This window comes from Thermogemmatispora argillosa (genome assembly GCF_059696725.1).
This window is the reverse complement of the sequence record NZ_AP019377.1, coordinates 722,321-741,413: the sequence shown is the minus strand read 5'-3', so window position 1 is coordinate 741,413 and position 19,093 is coordinate 722,321. Positions and strand designations below refer to the sequence as shown.

The 19,093-nt window shown below is 62.9% G+C and carries 13 protein-coding genes; 11 read left to right on the top strand and 2 right to left on the bottom strand.

What is annotated here, in order from left to right:
- The first annotated feature begins 17 nt into the window (after positions 1-17).
- The 10 genes from AC6H1L_RS02945 (at position 18) to AC6H1L_RS02900 (ending at position 11,878) form a co-directional block, all read left to right on the top strand.
- The gene (locus AC6H1L_RS02945) at positions 18-1,028 is read left to right on the top strand and encodes a thiamine pyrophosphate-dependent dehydrogenase E1 component subunit alpha (RefSeq protein WP_497600060.1); all 1,011 of its coding nucleotides are present in this window, start codon (positions 18-20) and stop codon (positions 1,026-1,028) included.
- A 40-nt stretch (positions 1,029-1,068) separates the two neighbouring features.
- Entirely contained in the window at positions 1,069-2,049 is a 981-nt protein-coding gene (locus tag AC6H1L_RS02940; RefSeq protein ID WP_497601495.1) for an alpha-ketoacid dehydrogenase subunit beta, read from the top strand.
- A 262-nt stretch (positions 2,050-2,311) separates the two neighbouring features.
- Positions 2,312-3,664 (top strand): M24 family metallopeptidase, encoded by a 1,353-nt coding sequence (locus AC6H1L_RS02935; protein ID WP_497600059.1) that lies wholly within the window; start codon positions 2,312-2,314, stop codon positions 3,662-3,664.
- Between the two features lie 173 nt (positions 3,665-3,837).
- Positions 3,838-5,355, top strand: a complete 1,518-nt coding sequence (locus AC6H1L_RS02930; protein WP_497600058.1) for a dihydrolipoamide acetyltransferase family protein — start codon at positions 3,838-3,840, stop codon at positions 5,353-5,355.
- 439 nt (positions 5,356-5,794) lie between these two features.
- Positions 5,795-7,033 carry an amino acid ABC transporter substrate-binding protein gene (locus tag AC6H1L_RS02925; protein WP_497600057.1) on the top strand — a complete coding sequence of 413 codons (1,239 nt, stop codon included), beginning with the start codon at positions 5,795-5,797 and terminating at the stop codon, positions 7,031-7,033.
- A gap of 117 nt (positions 7,034-7,150) precedes the next feature.
- Positions 7,151-7,927, top strand: a complete 777-nt coding sequence (locus AC6H1L_RS02920) for an ABC transporter ATP-binding protein (RefSeq protein WP_497600056.1) — start codon at positions 7,151-7,153, stop codon at positions 7,925-7,927.
- Positions 7,924-8,709, top strand: a complete 786-nt coding sequence (locus AC6H1L_RS02915; protein WP_497600055.1) for an ABC transporter ATP-binding protein — start codon at positions 7,924-7,926, stop codon at positions 8,707-8,709. Before AC6H1L_RS02920 ends, AC6H1L_RS02915 begins: the two co-directional genes overlap by 4 nt.
- Before the next feature lie 24 nt (positions 8,710-8,733).
- The gene (locus AC6H1L_RS02910; RefSeq protein WP_497600054.1) at positions 8,734-9,624 is read left to right on the top strand and encodes a branched-chain amino acid ABC transporter permease; all 891 of its coding nucleotides are present in this window, start codon (positions 8,734-8,736) and stop codon (positions 9,622-9,624) included.
- 95 nt (positions 9,625-9,719) lie between these two features.
- A complete protein-coding gene (locus tag AC6H1L_RS02905) occupies positions 9,720-10,733 on the top strand; it encodes a branched-chain amino acid ABC transporter permease (RefSeq protein WP_497600053.1) in 1,014 nt (337 codons plus the stop codon).
- Positions 10,734-10,810: 77 nt separating this feature from the next.
- Complete coding sequence (locus tag AC6H1L_RS02900) at positions 10,811-11,878, top strand: zinc-dependent alcohol dehydrogenase (protein WP_497600052.1); 1,068 nt, start codon at positions 10,811-10,813, stop codon at positions 11,876-11,878.
- 419 nt (positions 11,879-12,297) lie between these two features.
- On the opposite strand, the gene AC6H1L_RS02895 is transcribed toward AC6H1L_RS02900, so the two are convergent.
- Both AC6H1L_RS02895 and iolB read right to left on the bottom strand, forming a co-directional pair.
- Entirely contained in the window at positions 12,298-13,788 is a 1,491-nt protein-coding gene (locus AC6H1L_RS02895) for a xylulokinase (protein WP_497600051.1), read from the bottom strand.
- A gap of 95 nt (positions 13,789-13,883) precedes the next feature.
- On the bottom strand, positions 13,884-14,753 hold the full coding sequence (iolB, locus tag AC6H1L_RS02890) for a 5-deoxy-glucuronate isomerase (protein WP_497600050.1): 870 nt from the start codon (positions 14,751-14,753) through the stop codon (positions 13,884-13,886).
- Between the two features lie 803 nt (positions 14,754-15,556).
- On the opposite strand from iolB, the gene AC6H1L_RS02885 reads away from it, so the two are divergent.
- The gene (locus AC6H1L_RS02885) at positions 15,557-18,901 is read left to right on the top strand and encodes a GH92 family glycosyl hydrolase (RefSeq protein ID WP_497600049.1); all 3,345 of its coding nucleotides are present in this window, start codon (positions 15,557-15,559) and stop codon (positions 18,899-18,901) included.
- Positions 18,902-19,093: the final 192 nt, after the last annotated feature.

The window sequence follows — 19,093 nt, the reverse complement described above, 5'->3', positions numbered from 1 at the left end:
CGATGGTCTCAGAACATATGACTTCATCAGAAGGGCGTTCGCTGGCTGTCGATGAAGCCAGCCGGGCGCGCGAGCGGCAATTTTGGCTTGGCCTTTACGAACAGATGCTAACCATCCGCCTCTTTGAAGAGCAGGTCAACGAGCTGTACCTGAGCGCCAAAATGCCCGGCCTGGCCCATCTCTACAGCGGCGAAGAGGCGGTCGCCGTGGGGGTCTGTGCGGCCCTGCGGCGGGACGACTACATCACCAGCACCCACCGGGGCCACGGGCACTGTCTTGCCAAGGGGGCCACCGTCGACCGTATGTTCGCCGAGCTACTTGGCAAGCAGCCGGGCTACTGTCGAGGCAAAGGCGGCTCAATGCACATTGCTGACCCGGACAGCGGCAATCTCGGAGCCAATGCCATCGTCGGTGGCAGTGCGGGCATCGCCACCGGGGCGGCCCTCTCCTGCAAGAGGCGGGGCAGCGCTCAGGTTGTGGTCTGCTTCTTCGGCGACGGGGCCTTGGGGCAAGGACTCCTCTACGAGGCCATGAACATGGCGGCCCTCTGGAAGCTCCCGGTGATCTACGTCTGCGAAAATAACCTCTACAACGAATACACGCCCAATCGCGAGACCACGGCGGGCGACATGTTGGCGCGCCCGCGCGCTTTCGGCATCCATACTGAAGAAGTCGACGGACAGGACGTGCGCGCTGTCTATGCGGCTGCCGTACATCTTGTCGAGCGGGCGCGCCGTGGCGAGGGGCCAGCTTATCTGCACTGCAACACCTACCGCTTCTACGGCCATCATGTCGGCGACATCCAGCGCAGCTACTACCGCTCCCGTGAAGAAGAGGAATGGTGGAAGGCGCAGCGCGATCCTCTCAAGTTGCTCAGCTCCTGGTTGCGTGAACAAGGGCTGGCCGAAGACCATGACTTTGCCGAGATCGAGCGGCGGGTACGCGCTGTGATCGAGGCGGGGGTACATTTCGCGCTAGAGGCGCCCTATCCTGATCCCCAGGAGGTGGCCCAGCATGTCTATGCCTAGAGTCTCATCATCGACAAGTGAGCCGCCGGCTCAGGCAGGCCTGCGCGAAATCACGCTTGGGCAGGCCATTCGCGAAGCGCTGGCCGAGGAGATGCGCCGTGATCCGCGGGTCCTCCTCCTGGGCGAGGACGTCGCCGAAGCTGGAACGCCCTTCAAGGTGCTCAGCGGTCTCGTCGAAGAATTCGGCCCCGAGCGAGTCATTGACACACCTATCTCCGAAGCCGGTTTCACGGGCATCGGGGTGGGCCTGGCCATGACTGGTATGCGGCCCGTCGTCGATATCATGTTCGGCGACTTCTTGACGCTAGCTATGGACCAGATCGTCAACCAGGCCGCAAAGGTGCATTATATGTCCGGCGGCAAGCTCAAGGTGCCGCTGGTAGTGCGTACAACGCTCGGCGCTACCCGTCGCTCGGCGGCCCAGCATAGTCAGAGCTTGCACGCCTGGTTTAGTCACATTCCGGGACTCAAGGTCGTGTTGCCTTCCACCCCCTACGATGCCAAGGGCCTGCTGAAAACGGCCATCCGCGACGATAACCCGGTGCTCTTCTTCGAGGACAAGATGATGTACCAGCTCAAGGGGCCGGTTCCCGAGGGCGAGTACACCATTCCCTTCGGCGTGGCCGATATCAAGCGCGAAGGCAGCGATCTGACGATTGTCGCGACGAGCAGCATGGTGCAGGTGGCCTTGGCTGCCGCTGCGGAGCTAGAGCAGCTCGGCATCAGTGCCGAGGTGGTTGATCCGCGCACCACCTCACCGCTCGACAAGCAGACGCTGATTGAGTCGGCCAAGAAGACAAGTCGTGTGATCGTCGTCGATGAAGGCTATCAGAGTTACGGGGTGACTGCCGAGATCGCAGCCGTCATCGCCGAGGGCGCCTTCTATTATCTCGACGCGCCGGTCAAGCGTCTTGGGGCGCTCGATGTGCCCGTTCCGTTCTCACCAGTACTCGAAGATCTGACTGTGCCGACGCCAGCCGCTGTGATCGAACTGGCAAAGGCGCTGTGCGGACGAGTCTAGACCGGTGCTGGTGTTAGGCGGCCTGGTCCCGCGCCACCCGCGGCGCGTGAGGCTGCTCGCTGCGGCTTCGAGTTTGGGGAACATCCAGTGAAGTCAACGGCAAGGAAGCGCTCTCTGTCTAAGGCAGGCTGCCGACCAAGCAAAGCGGCGCTACTCCAATCGATCAAGGTGATCAAGGTTGATCCGTGGGCAGGTGGTGTCAGGCATCGCAGATCAAGCCAGCCTGACGCTGCATTGCCGCTCTGAGGGAGGAGAAAGCACTATGGCGATCAAGACGTACGGGCCAATGGCCGTTGACTGGGAGGTACGCGTTGACTACGAGCGGCTGCGCCGCGAGCGCCTGGCGCGGGTGCAGGCACTGCTCAAGGAGTCGGAGTTAGGGGCTTTGCTCTGCTTCGATATGAGCAACATCCGCTATATTACATCGACCCACATCGGCACCTGGGCGATGGATAAGCTATTTCGCTTCACCCTGCTGCCGCGGGATGATGAGCCGATTCTGTGGACCTTTGGTTCAGCGGCGCGCCACGATCAGCTCTACGCCCCCTGGATGGGCGAGCGTGCGCGCGCGGGTATCTCGACGATGCGCGGGGCGATGGCGCCCGGCTCTGGCCGCGCCGAAGATGTCGCGCGCAAGGTCCGCATCGAGCTGGAAGAGCGTGGCCTGCTACACGAACCGCTGGGGGTTGACGTCATTGAGCCGCAGGTACTCTTTGCTCTGCAGAAAGAAGGCATCACTATTGCAGATGGGCAAAACCTGATGCAGACGGCCCGCATGATCAAGACGCAGGATGAGATCACCCTGCTGACCACCGCCTGCATGATGGTCGATGCGGCCTACGAGGAGCTGTATCGCTGGATGCGCCCGGGTGTGCGCGAGAACGAATGCGTAGCCCTGGTCAGCAAAGTCCTCTACGATCTCGGATCAGAGCATGTCGAAGGCGTCAACGCCATTTCGGGCGAGCGCTGCAGTCCTCACCCGCATGTCTTCAGCGACCGCGTGCTGCGTCCTGGAGATCCCGCTTATTTTGACATTCTGCACAGCTTCAACGGCTACCGCACCTGCTATTACCGTACCTTTGCTGTCGGCAGCGCCTCGCCAGCAATGGTTGACGCCTACAAGCGTTGCCGCGAGATTCTCGACGTCGCTATCAACGCCATCAAGCCGGGCGTGACGACCGCTGATGTGGTCAAGCTCTGGCCGCGGGCCGAGGAGTTCGGTTTTCCTAACGAGGAGGCAGCTTTCGCCCTGCAGTTTGGCCACGGCGTAGGTCTAACGATCTGGGAGAAGCCGGTCTTCAGCCGCCTGGTCTCGTTTGATCATCCCGAAGTCATTGAGGAGGGCATGGTTTTCGCGCTAGAGACCTTCTGGCCCGCTAGCGATGGTTGGACGGCGGCCCGCATTGAAGAGCAGCTTGTCGTGACCAAGGATGGCTGCGAGGTCATTACGCGCTTTCCGGCTGAGGAGCTGCTTGTAGCCGGCACGCACTACTATACTGTGAACGGACCGCTTTCCCCCATTCGCGAGGTCCAGTCACATCTGAACACGGCTGGCGGCCAGCGCACGCCAGGCATGCCGGCCCCCGCCGCCACCTCAGCCGGGCATACACTCTAGCTCCCGCTGAGGGGATCTGATCCACGCGTCGCGACTTGACCTGATCATCTCGCCGGGCTGGCTACCGCGCCGCCCGGTGAGAGAGAACCGATCGCCGTGGCTTCACTCACTTGATCTGAGGGGCCCTATCCCTATCACCAGAACAGACGAAGGAAGAGCAGAGGAGAGCACTGATGGCGACCAGGGTCATTATGCCCGCGCTGGGCATGGCCCAGGAGACGGGGAAGATCCTGCGCTGGCTCAAGCACGAGGGTGAGCCGGTGCAGCAGGGCGAGCCGTTGGCCGAGATTGAGACCGACAAGGCAACGATCGAGCTGGAGGCTCCGGCCTCGGGCCTCCTGAGCGCGGTAACGGCCAGGGAAGGGGAAGACATTCCCGTAGGGCAGCAGATTGCCCTGATTGTGGCCTCCGATGAGCTGCCCACCCCGGTTCCAGACTCAGCCTCGGCAACAACTACAGCGAGCGAGCCGACGGAGCCAGGCGCACCGCTGGCGCAAGCGGCCCCGGCAGGAGCAGCGGCGCAACAAGCGAACGACCACGGGGCCGAAGCAGACGTTTCATCGCATGTGCCTGGTAGCTCGCTCTCACTCGTACCCCCTTCTTCCACGTCCAGGGACGAGCGTGCGCGCGGCTCGGGGAGGCTGGTTTCTCCTCTGGCTGCGCGCATCGCCGCCGAGCATCAGGTCGATCTGCGCCAACTCCAGCCCCAGGGGCGGCGTATCCAAAAAGCCGATATCCTGGCCTATCTGGCTGCTCAACGGCAGGCGCCGGCCGCTCAGCAGATGGCTGCCTCTGGCGTGGCGTCAACGACAGGCGCGTCGCCGACGGCCACCCCCCAGCGAGCGCGCCTGCTGGCGGCCTCACCCAAGGCCAGGCGCCTGGCGGCGGAGCTGGGACAGGATCTGGAGGCCCTTGCTCGTGCGGGTGCCGGCAGTGGTCCCCAGGGGGCCATTCTGGCGGCCGATGTGCTGGCAGCCGCCTCGCGCCAGGAGACAGCGAACCAGGAAGGGATGACCGCAACAACTCCCTCCCTGGGCCAGGTCTGGCGCCTCATGGCCGAGCGCACCGCTCAGAGCTGGCAGCAGGTACCACATTTCTTCCTGCTGCGTGAAGTGCGCGCAGCGCGCCTCATCGACTGGCGCCGCAGCGTGCAGCAGCGCAGCACACCCCAGGTCACCTATACCGACCTGCTCGTGTACGTCGTGGCCACGGCCCTGCGCTCGCATCCGCATCTCAATGCCTCCTGGCAAGATGGACGGCTGGTACGTCACGACGAGATCAACATCGGCATCGCTGTTGCCACCGATGAAGGGCTCGTCGTGCCAGTCATCCACAACGCTGATCAACAAAGCCTGCACGCCCTTGTTGAGGCGCGTCAGGACCTTGTCGAACGGGCACGGAACCGGCGCTTGCGTCCCCACGATCTCCAGGGAGGGACCTTCACTATCAGCAACCTGGGTATGTACGGCGTGGATGCCTTCAATGCCATCATCAACGCACCCCAGGCCGCCATTCTGGCCGTCGGACGCATCAGCGAGCGCGTGATCGCTGTCAATGGCCGGTCCGAGGTGGCACCGACCATACTACTAAGCCTCTCCTGTGATCATCGGGTCGTCGATGGCGCTCGTGGGGCACAGTTCCTGGCGACCGTCGCCGAGCTGCTCGAAGAGCCGCTGGGGCTGCTCGCTTGAGGCGGGCCGGACCGGGCCCGGCGCCGTCTCTCCCCCGAACCCGTAGAAAAGGCAAGAAGATAAAAAGAGATATAAAAAAAATTCAAAAAGGCATGAAAGTAAGCAGAGCCAGAGACCATAGCGCCCACTGACTGGCGCCTGACTCACATGCGCAGAGCACTGCAGCGCAGCAACACGAACAGCGTTGTTCCGTGGCAGGTCCACAAGCGAGCAGAGCAAGACACTGCGGTCCTGTGGCGCGAGGCGCAGGATTGCCCACCTGGGTAACAGGCTGGCAGGTTGAAAGGCGCTCTCAGCCTGGTGCGGGCCGTCTGCACGCGCAGCAAGCAAACAAGAGAGTTAGCACGAGCGCCCACCTGAGCGGGTGGACGGCCGCTTTCACGCACCAGGGCCAGGCCCGCGCTTGTTCTGCTGCGAGACGTCGCGTAAGGAGGACGACATGAGGTCTTTTCGTCTCTTCATCACGACAACCGTGCTGCTGATCCTGATATTGACCGGATGCAGCGCCGCCCAGAGCACTGGCAGCGGCTCCAGCTCCACGAATGGGCTGCCGCCGGCGGGGCAGCCGATCGTCATCGGCGGCACCCTTGGTCTGACCGGGGCCTATGCCGGACCTTCGGCGGACTACAAAGCCACCTATGATTACTGGCTTCAGCAGGTCAACAGTCACGGCGGTCTGCTTGGCCATCCCGTCAAAATGATTATTTACGACGACGAGAGCAACCCGGCCACAGCCCAGAGCCTCTACCAGCGGCTCATTCATCAAGACAAAGTCAACCTTCTGCTCTCGCCCTATACGACAGCCATTGGGGGGGCCGTGCTGCCCATTGCCGCTGCCAATCATATGATCCTCTGGAATGGCGGCTTTGTGGGCATCAAGCTCTTCAAGAGCACGCAGTGGATGATCGGCTCCTACACCTACCAGGAGCCTGACTACAGCCGCGGCGTCTTCGAGCTGATCGACTCCCTGCCCGCCAGCGAGCGGCCCACGCGCGTCGGCATCGTCACCGAACAGAACCCCTTCACCCTGGCCGTGCGCGACGGCTACGAGGGGCAAGGCGGCGTCATCAACTTCGCCAAGCAGCGCGGTATGCAGATCGTCCTCAACGAGGAGTATCCACCCACGGCCACCGATGTCAGCGGCCTCATTCAGCGCGCCAAGGCGGCCAAAGTCGATCTCTTCTTTGCGCTCTCGCTGCCCAACCCGGCGGCCCTCATCGCCCGTACCGCCTACTCGCTTGGCTTCAAGCCAAAGATCTACTGCGCCTGCGGCTCGCTGGTGACCTCGCTGCCCTACTGGGCTCAGCTAGGACCTGCCGGAGAAGGGATCTTCTCAACAGCGATGGCTGTGCCCAGCGACAACTATGATGGCATCCATGATCTCTTTGCGATGCTCCAGCGGGTGCGCCATGAAACCGTCTTCAGCCAGTATGCCGCAGTGGCCATGACGATCCTGCAGGTTATGCAGCAAGCGGTCGAGGGGGCGCGGACCCTTGACCAGCAGCAGCTACGGGCCTATGTCCTGAGTCATCGCTTTAACACGGTGAATGGACCCTTGACCTTCGATCAGTATGGCATGCCTCACTACAATGCCGTGCTCGTGCAGTATCTCAACGGCAAGAATGAGGTAGTCTGGCCACCCAGCCGGGCGACTGCCAAGGCACAGCTGCAGGCGTGAGATTCACCGGGGGAGAACTCCGCTGCTCTGCCTCCGCAACACTGCTCAGGCAGGGGCAAGCTCTCGCGAGACGAGCGGGTCCTCCCCCTGGTACGCTGCCGATATGGGAGAGCGACAATGGAACCTGTCTTGCAGGTTGACTCCCTCTCGAAGCGCTTCGGGAGCATTGTAGCGCTGGAGCGCGTCTCATTCACGCTGGAAGCCGGCTCCGTTCTTGGCCTCATCGGGCCAAACGGCTCCGGCAAGACCACCTTGCTCAATACGCTCAATGGCCTCTATCGGCCCGACAGCGGCGAGATCCGCTATCTGGGTCGCTCAACGCGCAATCTGCGACCCCACCAGCTTGCCCTGCTGGGCATCAGCCGCACCTTCCAGAATGCCCGCGTCTTTCACACGCTGACCGTCCTCCAGAATATGCTTATTCCGCTGGTGCATGCACCCGTGAACGGCTCACAGGCCCTGGAGCGCGCGCGCCAACTGCTGACCTTTGTCGGACTGGAGCGTTATCAGGCGTTAGCGGCCAGTGAGCTATCGGGTGGCCAGCAGAAGCTATTAGAGTTTGCGCGCGCCTTGATGACCGAGCCGCGCCTTGTGCTGATGGACGAACCATTTGGCGGTGTCCATCCCGAAATCAAGGCCCTACTGTTGGAGCGCATCCGCGAAGCGCAGCAGCAGCGCCGGGTCTCTTTTATCATTGTCAGCCACGAGATCCCCGACTTAATGAGTCTGGCCCGGACCATCATCTGTATGAGCTATGGACAGATCATTGCTCGTGGCAGTCCCCAGGAAGTCAGCGAGAATCCCGAGGTGATCACGGCCTATCTGGGGCATGGAGGAAGGCCGAGCCAGCAGCCATCGACGCCGCTTGAGCAGGCAGGAGGGCATCCATCATGATGAGGCATGCAGCCGATGTGCCAGCGGGCTCGCCGTCGCCAAACGGACTGGCGACCAGTACGAACGCCGGTCTAAGCATGCAGGCAGTAACCGCCGGCTACTATAGCCATGACCTGGTCTTGAACAACGTCAGCCTCACAGCGCGCCCGGGAAAAGTGACCGTGCTGCTGGGACCCAACGGCTCGGGCAAGTCAACGGCCTTGCGAGTCCTCTATGGCTTACTCAGACCACGCAGCGGGCAGGTCCGACTGAACGGCCAGGAGATTACGACAGTCCCGCCCCATCGGCGTCCGGCTCTGGGCATGGCCCTACTGCCGCAAGGGCGTTCGGTCTTTCCCGAGCTAACGGTACATGAGAACCTGGAGATCGGCGCCTGGCGGCTATTAGGAGAACGTCGGCGCCTGGCTGCGGCTCTGGAGGCGATCTATGAGCGCTATCCCCTGCTCAAGGGCTGGCGTCAGAAGCTGGCCGGCAGCCTGAGCGGTGGCCAACAGCGTCTGGTTGAGATCGCACGCATGATGGTAGCTGACCCGCGCGTCATTCTGATTGATGAGCCCTCGGTGGGCCTGGCGCCGCTGATCGTCGATCAGGTCTATGAGGAGATCGCCCGCCTCAAAGAAGAGCGGCGCACCATTCTCCTGGTCGATCAGAATGTGCGTGCCGCCGTGGCCCTGGCTGATTATGTCTACACCCTGGAGTATGGCCACAACAAGCTGGAAGGCGAGCGCGGCGCTTTTGAAGATCGCCTGGAAGCCCTTATCAAGAGCTGGCTGCGCTTCTAGTACGGGAAGGGAAGGGGAGGTCCTATGCTCACGACGATAAGCGTATCGCTGCTGGTACAGGCGCTGGTCAATGGTTTGCTGCTCGGCCTGGTCTATACCTTAATCTCGCTTGGCCTGAGCCTGACACTCGGTATCATGGGGGTGGTGAACGTGGCCCATAGTACCCTCATCATGCTCGGCTCCTACCTGGCTCTGGAGCTGCTCCAGCGCCTGGGCCTCGATCCTATCGTCAGCGCCGTTGTTGCTGTACCGGTCTTCTTTCTGATCGGCGTGGTGTTAGAACGCCTGCTGATCAGCCGTGTGGCCCGCACCTCGCAGACCACCGGCCTACTGGTGCTCTTTGGGGTGCTGGTGGTGATCGAGGGAGCAGCTATCCTGCGCTGGACGACCGACACGCAGGTGCTCTCGGTCGGCTATACTAATGCCTCGCTGACCCTGGATGGGATCGCTCTGGCGGTGCCGCGGCTGATCGCTGCGGCCATTGCTCTGGCGCTAGTGTTGTTGCTCGATGCCTTCCTGCGCTATACGCTCTATGGCAAGGCGATCCGCGCCATGGCCCAGAATCGCGATGCGGCCCGTATTTCAGGCATCGACACCGATCGGCTCTCGTTGCTGGTCTTTGGCCTGGCCACTGCGACCGCCGGGGTTGGGGGGGTAGTGCTGGCCATGATCTTTCCTTTCGATCCCCAGGATCACTATCGCTGGCTGGCCTGGGCCTTCCTGGTAGTGGTCATTGGGGGCCTGGGCAGTATTCGCAATACCCTGCTGGCCGGCCTCCTCATTGGTCTGATCGAGACCCTGAGCAGTGTGCTCTTTCCTTTCCAGTATGTCTACTTCATTGTCTACCTGCTGCTGGTGATCACCTTGCTGGTGCGTGGCCGGGGCCTGGCAGGTGTCCAGAGCCGTACGCTCTGAGGAAGTGGAGAGGACAAAGCGATGAGGGAGCAGAGAGCGATGCTGGCTAACTGGCCGGCTGGAGGCAGCAATGAGCAGGCAGGAGGTCGCTTGCTATGAGTAGTGCTCTGCTGGAGCGCGTAACGGTGGGGACGCGCCGGCGGCGCTGGCTCTATCAAGGCCTGGCCACAACGGCGGCGCTAGGCTTGCTGGCTTTGCTCGGCGTCTTGATCCCCCTGGACTGGGTAACGACCCTATCGTCGGTCTTTATGTATATCTTGCTGGCGGAGGGCTGGAACATTCTCGGTGGCTATGCCGGCTATCTCAATTTCGGTATGGTGACCTTCTTTGGCGTCGGCGCCTATACCTCCGGCGTGCTCTGTACGCAGTACAATGTCCATCCGTTGCTGACCATCCCCCTGGCGGGGGTCGCAGCGACCGTGGTGGCTCTGCTGGTAGGGGTGCCCGCTCTGCGCCTGCGCGGCGTCTACTTTGCCATTCTCACGCTCATCGTCAGCTTTCTGACCCAGGTGCTGGTGACAAACCTGGGGATTACGGGGGGCGCCAACGGGATCTATATGCCACAATTGCCGTTTGATTCCTTCACAAACGAGCAAATCTTCTATTACGCTTTTCTAGGATTGATGGCGTTAACGGTGCTGTTGGCCTTCATCATCGAGCATTCGCGCTTTGGCTATGCGCTGGTAGCTATTCGCGAGGATGAGGACCCGGCGGAGATCCTGGGGGTGCGCACAACCTGGCTGAAGACGCAGGCGCTCCTGCTGGGGGCCTGTATCGCCGGCATCGCCGGGGCCATCTACGCTTTTCATACGAGCTATATTGAGCCGCAGGGGACGTTCAGCCTGGATATTTCGATTGATGTGGTCTTGATGAGCCTGGTGGGAGGACTGGGCACCTGGCAGGGTCCGGTGATTGGGGTACCGCTGATGCTGGTGACGGCTCAGGTACTGCGCATAATGGCCGGCGAACTACCGTTCTTTGGGGCTACGCTCCCGCCGGAGTTCGACCGCGTGGTCTTTGGGATCATCTTGATCGTGGTAGCGCTCCTGGCGCCTTACGGTGTCATGGGGCTGGTGCGGCGTGTGCGTGGGCGCCGCTTCACAGTCTAGCTCTCGCGCGAGCGCTGGATGGCGCTGAGCATGAGCAGGCGATGGAAGTCAACGCCGTCAGAGAAGGGGGTGGCCTTATGAAAGCAGCACGCTATTATGGGCGGGGAGACGTGCGTATTGAGCAGGTACCTGAGCCGGGAGCACCGGGCGAGGGTGAGGTGTTGCTCCAGGTGCTGCGTGCTGGAATCTGCGGTACCGACGTAGCAGAATTTCTGCACGGACCGCATTTTGCACCGCTGCGGGAGCGACATCCCTTCAGCGGCCATCAGGGGCCGCTGATTCTGGGCCATGAGTTTATGGGGCGCATTGTGGCTCTGGGTCCCGGGGTTGAGAATCTGGCACTTGGCCAGAGGGTCGCAGTGGGAGCGGGAATGTGGTGCGGCGCCTGCCGCTGGTGCCAGGCGGGACGCACCAATCTCTGTGCGCGCTACTATACCCTGGGCCTTCAAGCCGATGGCGGGCTGGCCGAGCTGGCGCGCGTACCGGCGCGCATGTGCTATCCAGTGCCAGAGGACTGTAGCGATGAGGCGGCGGCCCTGGCGCAACCGTTGGCCATTGCTCTCCATGCTCTGCGGCGCAGTCAGGCCAGGCGCGGCCAGACAATAGCGCTGATCGGCATTGGGGGCATAGGGGCCTTTCTCCTGGCGGCGGCCCGCGCCCTAGAGCCGGCGCTCCTCATCGCTGTTGACATTGATGAGCGGAGGCTGAGGCGGGCGGCAGCGCTCGGCGCCAGCTATGTGGTCCAGGCGGGACGCGAAGATACGCTTCAGGCATTGAGACAGCTAACCGCTGGAGAAGGGCCGGAGCTGGTCATCGAGGCCTCAGGGGCGCCCTCGGCCCCGGCCCTAGCCCTGGCGGCAGCTCAGCGCGGTGGGCGCGTCTTGCTAGTGGGTTTGCAGGCTGAACCGCGCGCCCTCGACCTGCATGCGGCGGTCGTGCGCGAAATAGAGCTGCTGACAACAAACGCTCATGTCTGTTCCGTCGATCTGCCAGAGGCGCTGGCCCTCTTGCAACAGCGTCGAGGCGAGCTAGAAAGGCTGGTAATTGACCGCGTGATTCCGCTGGAGCGCCTTGTGCCCGATGGCTTACTCGCCCTGGCACAAGGGCGGGCCCACGGCAAAATTCTGCTTGATCCCCAGGCGTGACCCTCTGTGACCCTCTCTCTGCCCCTCGGGCCCGGTCCAGGCTGAGCTGAGTTGAGGCTTGCCAATCACTGTCTCACCTGCTCTCCTCAGCAAAGAGGTACTAAGAGCGCGGTCATAGGACATATCGGCATCAAGCCGCAGCTAGCGTCGCTCCTGCGCCAGGCTGGCTTTGAGAGGGTCCGGCTGTGTACCAGCGCCATGACCGGCTAAGTAAAAACCCCGACCCAGTACAGTAATGGTCTTGCTGGGAAGCTCGCGGCCGTTCCTGACCTGCTGCGGAAGGACCTGGTGACCAGAGGAACCGCGGCAACTGGCTCAGCGAGAGCTGGCGAGACATAAGCCGACGCCTTCCGCCCGCTGCATAGGCGAGCTGATGATGAGGGAACAGAGGCATGGAGAAAGCGCCTCACCACTTACTTTCAGCGTGCCTGCGCCTCGGCTCCCCGCTCTAACAGCTCCAGATAGCGCGCGTAGACTGCCGCGCAGTGCGCCTGTTGCTCGCCTGGAGTCGTCACCACGCTCCGAGCGGGGGCCAGACGCGCCAACTCCTGACTCTCGCTCCAGATGCCAGCGGCCAAACCACCCAGGAGAGCCGCCCCGCGAGCAGTGGTCTCTACCACCTCTAGCGAGAGCAAGGGACGTCCCAGCAAATCAGCGAGCAACTGACGCCAGGCGGGGTGCAGACTACCGCCGCCGGCCACCAGCAGACTGCTGACCTCCCTGGCGCCGGGCAGACACTCCAGGGCCAGCCGGATGCCGCAGGCTACCCCCTCCAGAGCCGCGCGCAGCAGATGGGCGCGACTATGCTCCAGACGCAGCCCCAGGAATGCCCCCGTCTGTGGCCCGCTATAGTGGGGGCGCTCGGGCGTCAGCGTAGGCACAAAGGAGAGGCCATCGGCCCCCGGCGGAACCTGTCCCAGGCTGGCATAGACCTCCGACCACTCGGCCTGGAGCTGGCGTCGCACCCAGTCGAGGACCAGCCCGGCATTCTGGACCGCCGCCATGCGGTACCAGTGGCGGCCATCCGCAGCGCGGTAGAGGTGAGTGCGCAAAGTCGGGTCGGGCTGCGGCTCATCACAGAGCAGCACAAGCTGCGCTCCCGTGCCCAGGCTGAGCAGGAGCGTGCCCGGCGCAAGGACGCCGGCGCCCAACAGCGCCGCAGCGACATCGGCGGCTCCAGTGGCGACCGGCAGGCCCGCGGGCAGCTCCAGGGCGGCGGCGGCCTCGGACGAGAGGAGACCGGCCCGCGCCGTCGAAGGCAGCAACGGCGGCAGCAAATCGGCGCGCAGACCGAGAGCGGTGATCACCTCTTCGGCCCAACAATCCCCCGGCAGATCATAGAGCAGCGTCGCCGAAGCATCGCTAGCCTCTGTGACCAGACTGCCCGTCTCCTGGGACACCGTTCGGCGCCGCGTCAGGCGCAGGCGAAGCCAGTCCTTGGGCGAGAGCGCTCGGACTGAGCGGGCATAGCAGGCCGGCTCATGCTCGGCAAGCCAGCAGAGCAATGGACCAGCCATACCCGGAACGAGCGGATTGGCCAGACGCTGCCGCAGGGCCGCCGGCAGGGCGCGAAAGCGGGCAAGCACCTTCTCGGCGCGCCGATCGGGCCAGAGCATGGCGGCGCGCGTCGGCTGCCCGTCGGCGTCAACCATCACGATGCCGTGCATCTGACCAGCCAGGCCCAGTCCAACAATCTGGCACTGCGGCGCTCGCTCGCGCGCCTCGCGCACCGCCAGCCGTGTCGCCCGCCACCAATCGGCTGGAATACTCTCAGCCCAACCGGGCCGCCGCGTCAACAGCGCATACTCGGCCCGCCCCACGCCCAGCAGGCGCCCCTCTAGATCGAGGATCACCGCCTTGACCGCGCTCGTACCCAGGTCGATCCCAAGAAGGGCTGTAAGCGTTCCCATAACCGGCCTCCTTTCCTGTCCCTCGTTCCCTCAAGCTCGCTCGTCTCGTTGCTTCCGCGCGCCTGCGGACCGGACAAGCACGACCTTCCTCGACCTTAGCGGCCCGAGGCCGGAGCATCAGGACGGAGCACGGTGCCGGTAATCGAGCCGGAGGGCGGCAGCAGGCGCCGAAAAGCCGCGTCGACCTGGTATTGCCAGGCGCGCCGCGGCCCGGCCATCACATTCAAATAGTACAGGTCGCAGCCCGGCACCGCCGCCACGGTGTGGTAGCCGCGTGGCACTAGAACCAGCTCACCATCATGCACCGTCAGCGTTTCGTCCAGCCCGTCGTAGGTGTAGACACGCTGGATGGCAAAGCCGTCCGCTGGCTGGATATGGTGATAGTAGGTCTCCTCAAGATAGGATTCGTGCGGCGGATTCTCGGTATCGTGCTTGTGAGGGGGAAACGACGACCAGTTGCCGCCCGGCGTGATAACCTCAACGGCGATCAGGCGCTCGGCTTCCTGGTCGGTGTCCAGAATATGCCGAATGCGCCGCTCTGTCTGACCAGCGCCGCGGATCTCCAGGCTGATATCGGTAGGCCGGATCAAGCGCGCTGGCAGATGCCGCTCCGTGGAGGGCGCGGCGGCAACGGCGACCTCCATGCTCTCGGAGCGACAGACAATCTCGTAGCGCCCATCAATCGAGAGATAAAGAGCGTAGGGAGCGCGATCCTCAAAGACACTCAGACGCTCTCCCACTTGCCCCAGCGCCTGGCCGTTCAAGCTGGCTTCGCCTACACCAGCCAGAATCATCACCAGGGTCTCCTGTCCCTCTGCTGCGCCGCTGAGACGCTGCCCTGCACGCAGATGATAAATCTTGAAGGAAACATACTGCCACCCGGCCGAAGCAGGGGTGACAACTAAGGACTCATGCGGCACCTCAGCCTGAGCTGGCAACGGTGTTGGACGAATGAGTAAACCCATACCATACTCCCTCGTAACTGGTTGCATTGGACAGATTCGTAGCTCAGAGAGCACTTCCCCGGCCAGCTAGCCGGCCATTGCGCTCTGTTCTGCTCTTCTCATCTCATCCTTCTAACAATGATAATCGAGTGCCGCGGCCCTTGGATAGGGGCAGAACGCACAGATGACAAGAGAGGTCCGCTGGCCAAAGGCGCTCTCCCCCCGCCTGGGCCAGGCTGGACTGACTGGCAAGAGAGTCATTTTGTGCCGTTCCCCTCTGCGAGAGATAGGGCCTGCCAGGCAGCAAAACCTTGCTCTTGCGCTTCTCGGAGCCGCTGCTGTCTGGGCTGCGCCGCAAGCACTGCGGTTGGTTGGTACACTTGACTATCTTACGGGGGCGGTGTATGATTACTCCTGTGAGAGTAAGATAGTCAAATGTACCAATTAACTCGGGAAGTGCTAGCCGGTCTTGAAACGACCGCAACGACCAGGCCGGCTGGCGGGGTGCCCTTCCCGTGGAGAAGCTGCCAGATCGTCAGGGCCGGCTGGGGGAGCAAGGCCCGAAGACACCCATTGCCCGTCTGGGCGTTGCCAGCGTCGTCGACTCGCCCTGGCAAGGCAGAGCGACGGGCGACTCAGCCCGTCCTGTCTGGCCTGCGCACGAGCCAGGCTGCAAGATCACCCTCAGCTCAGCAGGCGGGACGGCACGGCGGCGCACCAGTCGAGGGCGGCGTAGCCTGCCATTGTGTTCTTTCTACTGGCCGGCAGCCTGTCGAAGGAAGACACGGCTGTCGCTCGACGAACGAGATAAGGAGAACGCCACGATGAAGTACGTCACAAGCGTGAGATCCTGGCTCCTTCCCTTCGTCATCTTGACCGCACTACTAATCATCCTATTGACCAGTACTCCACTATCGGCCCTGGCAGCTCAGCGAGCACAGCGGGTGCCGACGCCCGCCCATACCACCAACCTCGCCGACCTGGTTGATCCCTTCACCGGTACTGGCATCCAACAGGGGGCACCCTTTGGAGGCGGCGACACCTTTCCCGGCGCTGATCTCCCCTTTGGCATGGTGCAATGGAGCCCCGACACTGTCAGCTACGTACCTGGCGGCTACTGGTACAATGACAATCGCCTGCGCGGCTTCAGCCTGACCCATCTCAGCGGCGCCGGCTGTAGTGCCTACGGCGATATTCCTTTCATGCCCTACCCTGGCGCCGTCAGCGACTCGCCGGCAGCTGACCCCATGCGTTACATAGCCACCTTCTCCCACAGCAACGAACAGGCCAGCGCTGGCTACTATGCCGTCACCCTTGACAGCGGCATCAAAGTCGAACTAAGCGTGACCCAGCGCAGCGGTATTGGACGCTTCACCTATCCACGTGGGCAGCCAGCCACCATGCTGGTCAACGTCTCCGGCTCGGCCAACGGGGCCTTTGACGCCGAAGTCACCATTGATGCAGCCAACCGGACGATCTCGGGCTGGGTCAGCAGCGGCCATTTCTGCGGAGCCAGCGACGTCTACCGTCTCTACTTCTGGGCCAGCTTCAGCCAGCCCTTCGCCAGCATCGGCACCTGGCATAACAATACCGTTAGCACTGGCAGCCGCAGCGCGCGCGGTGGCGGTCAAGTGGCCTCGCAAGTCAGCGCAGTCCAGGCCGCCCAGGCTCAGCTTGCCCGTGGGGCCCAGCCCTCGCCCGCCCTCATCCAGAAAGCCCGCCAGCACCCGGACGTAACTGTCTCTGGTCCCGGCTCGGGCGCCTTTGTCACCTTTGACACAGCGCGCGCCAACGTTGTCACCGTACGCGTCGGCATCTCCTTCGTGAGTGTTGATAACGCGCGCCTCAACGTCAATAGCGAAGATCCCGACGGAAACTTCGACCAGGTGCGTGAGCAGGCGCAGGCGACCTGGAACCGCTGGCTGAGCGAGATCCAGATCAGCGGCGGGACTCAGGCCCAGCTCACAACCTTCTACACGGCCCTCTACCATGTGCTCCTGCAGCCGAACGTCTTTTCAGACGTCAACGGGCAGTACATCGGCTTCGATGGCCAGGTACACACGCTGCCTCATGGCCACGCCTTCTATGCCAACTACTCAGGCTGGGACATCTACCGCTCGGAGATCCAGCTCTTAGCCCTGCTGGCGCCCCAAGAGACCAGTGACATCGTTCAATCGATGGTTCTGGCCTACCAGCAAAGTGGCCAGTTGCCCAAGTGGAGCCTGGCCAACAGCGAAACCTACGTCATGGTGGGTGATCCGGCTGATCCGATCATCGCCGGCGCCTACGCCTTCGGAGCGCACGACTTCGATACCCAGGCCGCACTGGCGGCCATGATCCATGAGGCGACGCAGCCGAACAACATTCGGCCTGGCCTGCGCTACCTGGACGAGCTGGGCTACTTGCCCCAGGACGGCGGCTACGGTTGCTGTAACTTCTACGGCCCAGCGGCGACGCAGCTCGAATATGACACTGCCGATTTCGCCATTGGGGCCTTGGCTCAGGCCTTGGGCGACCAGGCCACGGCCCAGAAGTTCATGGCCCGGGCCCAGGATTGGGAGAACCTGCTCAATCCTGCCGATGGCTATCTGGAGCCGCGCAATGCCGATGGCTCCTTCCCCACCTCCTACAATCCCGCCAGTCAAACAGGCTGGGTCGAGGGCAATGGCGCACAATATAACTGGATGGTGCCTTTCAACCTGCGTGGCCTCTTCGACGCCCTCGGCGGCAACGCCAAAGTACTGCCGCGCCTGGATACCTTCTTCACGCAGCTCAACGCCGGTCCAGATCAACCCTATGCCTTCCTCGGCAACGAGCCGACCCTTGAAACGCCCTGGGAGTACGACTATGCCGGCGCTCCCTATAAGACCCAGCAGGTAGTACGCCAGGTAGTCAACACCCTCTATGCGCCCGGGCCGGGCGGCCTGGCTGGCAATGACGATCTCGGCGAAATGTCCTCCTGGTATGTCTTTGCCGCACTAGGCTTCTTCCCTATCGTGCCCGGGACCGCCGATCTGGTCCTGGCCAGTCCGCTCTTTCCAAGCATCAAGCTGACGCGCCCCAGCGGTCAGGTGATCCAGATCAACGCTCCCCAGGCCGCTGAGAATGCCCCCTACGTGCAGAGCCTGCGGGTCAATGGCCAGGCCACAACGCGGCCCTGGTTGCCGCCCTCCTTCATTGCGCAGGGCGGAACCCTCGATTTTGTGCTGGCCACGGCGCCTGATCCCACCTGGGGCAGCGATCCCTCCGACGCTCCTCCTTCCTACACCAGCGGTCAGATGGCGGCGCGCCTCAGCTTCTCTCCGGCGCGCGCCAGTCTTGCCCCCGGCGCCAGCACCCAGGTCAGCCTGCTGGCGCGGGATTTGCTTGGGAACACGCGCGCCGTTAACTGGAGCGCCAGCCCCTCAGCCGGCCTGACGGTCTCGCCCACCGAAGGCAGCTTCAGCGTCCCGGCCTACGGCTCGGCTGGCCAGACTCTGACAGTCAGCGCCGCAGGGGATCAGCCCGAAGGGTATGCAACGGTGACCTTTAAGGTGCAGACCGCCGATGGCTCGACCTTGCCTGCGGTGACCCTGCCGGTGCTGGTGGCACCCGCGGGCAGTCTGCTGCCGCTGGTCAATAACATCGGCATCTCGGATGACAATACCCCAACGATCGCCAATTTCGATGGCTCGCACTTTAGCTACTCGGCCCAGCTTCTGGCCAGCCTTGGCTATAAGCCCGGCGCTACCGTCACGGTCAATGGCGTCAGCTATCGCTGGCCTAATGTGCCGGTTGAAACCCAGGATAATGTTCAGTGTGCTGGGCAGACGCTGCAGGTTCCACCCAAGGTCGGGGCCACTCGGCTCACCTTCCTGGGCAGCGCGACCAATGGTCCCTCGGTCGGCACGCTGACCATCACCTACACCGATGGCAGCACCCAGACAGCCCAGCTCGCTTTCAGCGACTGGACGCTCAACGCTGGCGCCAGCTCACCCGCCTATGGCAATGTGATTGCCGCCCAGATGCCGTATCGCAATAGCGGCTCTGGCACCCCCCAGGTCGTCGAAACCTACGTCTTCGCCAGCGCACCTATCGCGCTGGAAGCCGGCAAGACCGTGGCGAGCATCACCTTGCCAGCGAGCGTCGATCAAGGCCACTTGCACGTGTTCGCCTATGCCCTGAGCTAGAAGCGCCCGCCTCTGTCAGCTCGCGCTCGGGGAGAGCCTGACCGGTTCGGGTTCGGTTCCATTGGGTCTGATCCGGGCGGGCCGGCTTGCTCTCCCCCACGGCTCGCCCGCTTTTCTCGCTCTCCAACTTAGTTGCGACGCTTGACAAACTAAGATGGCAGATGCTACAATGCTCACCATCATAGCAAGGAA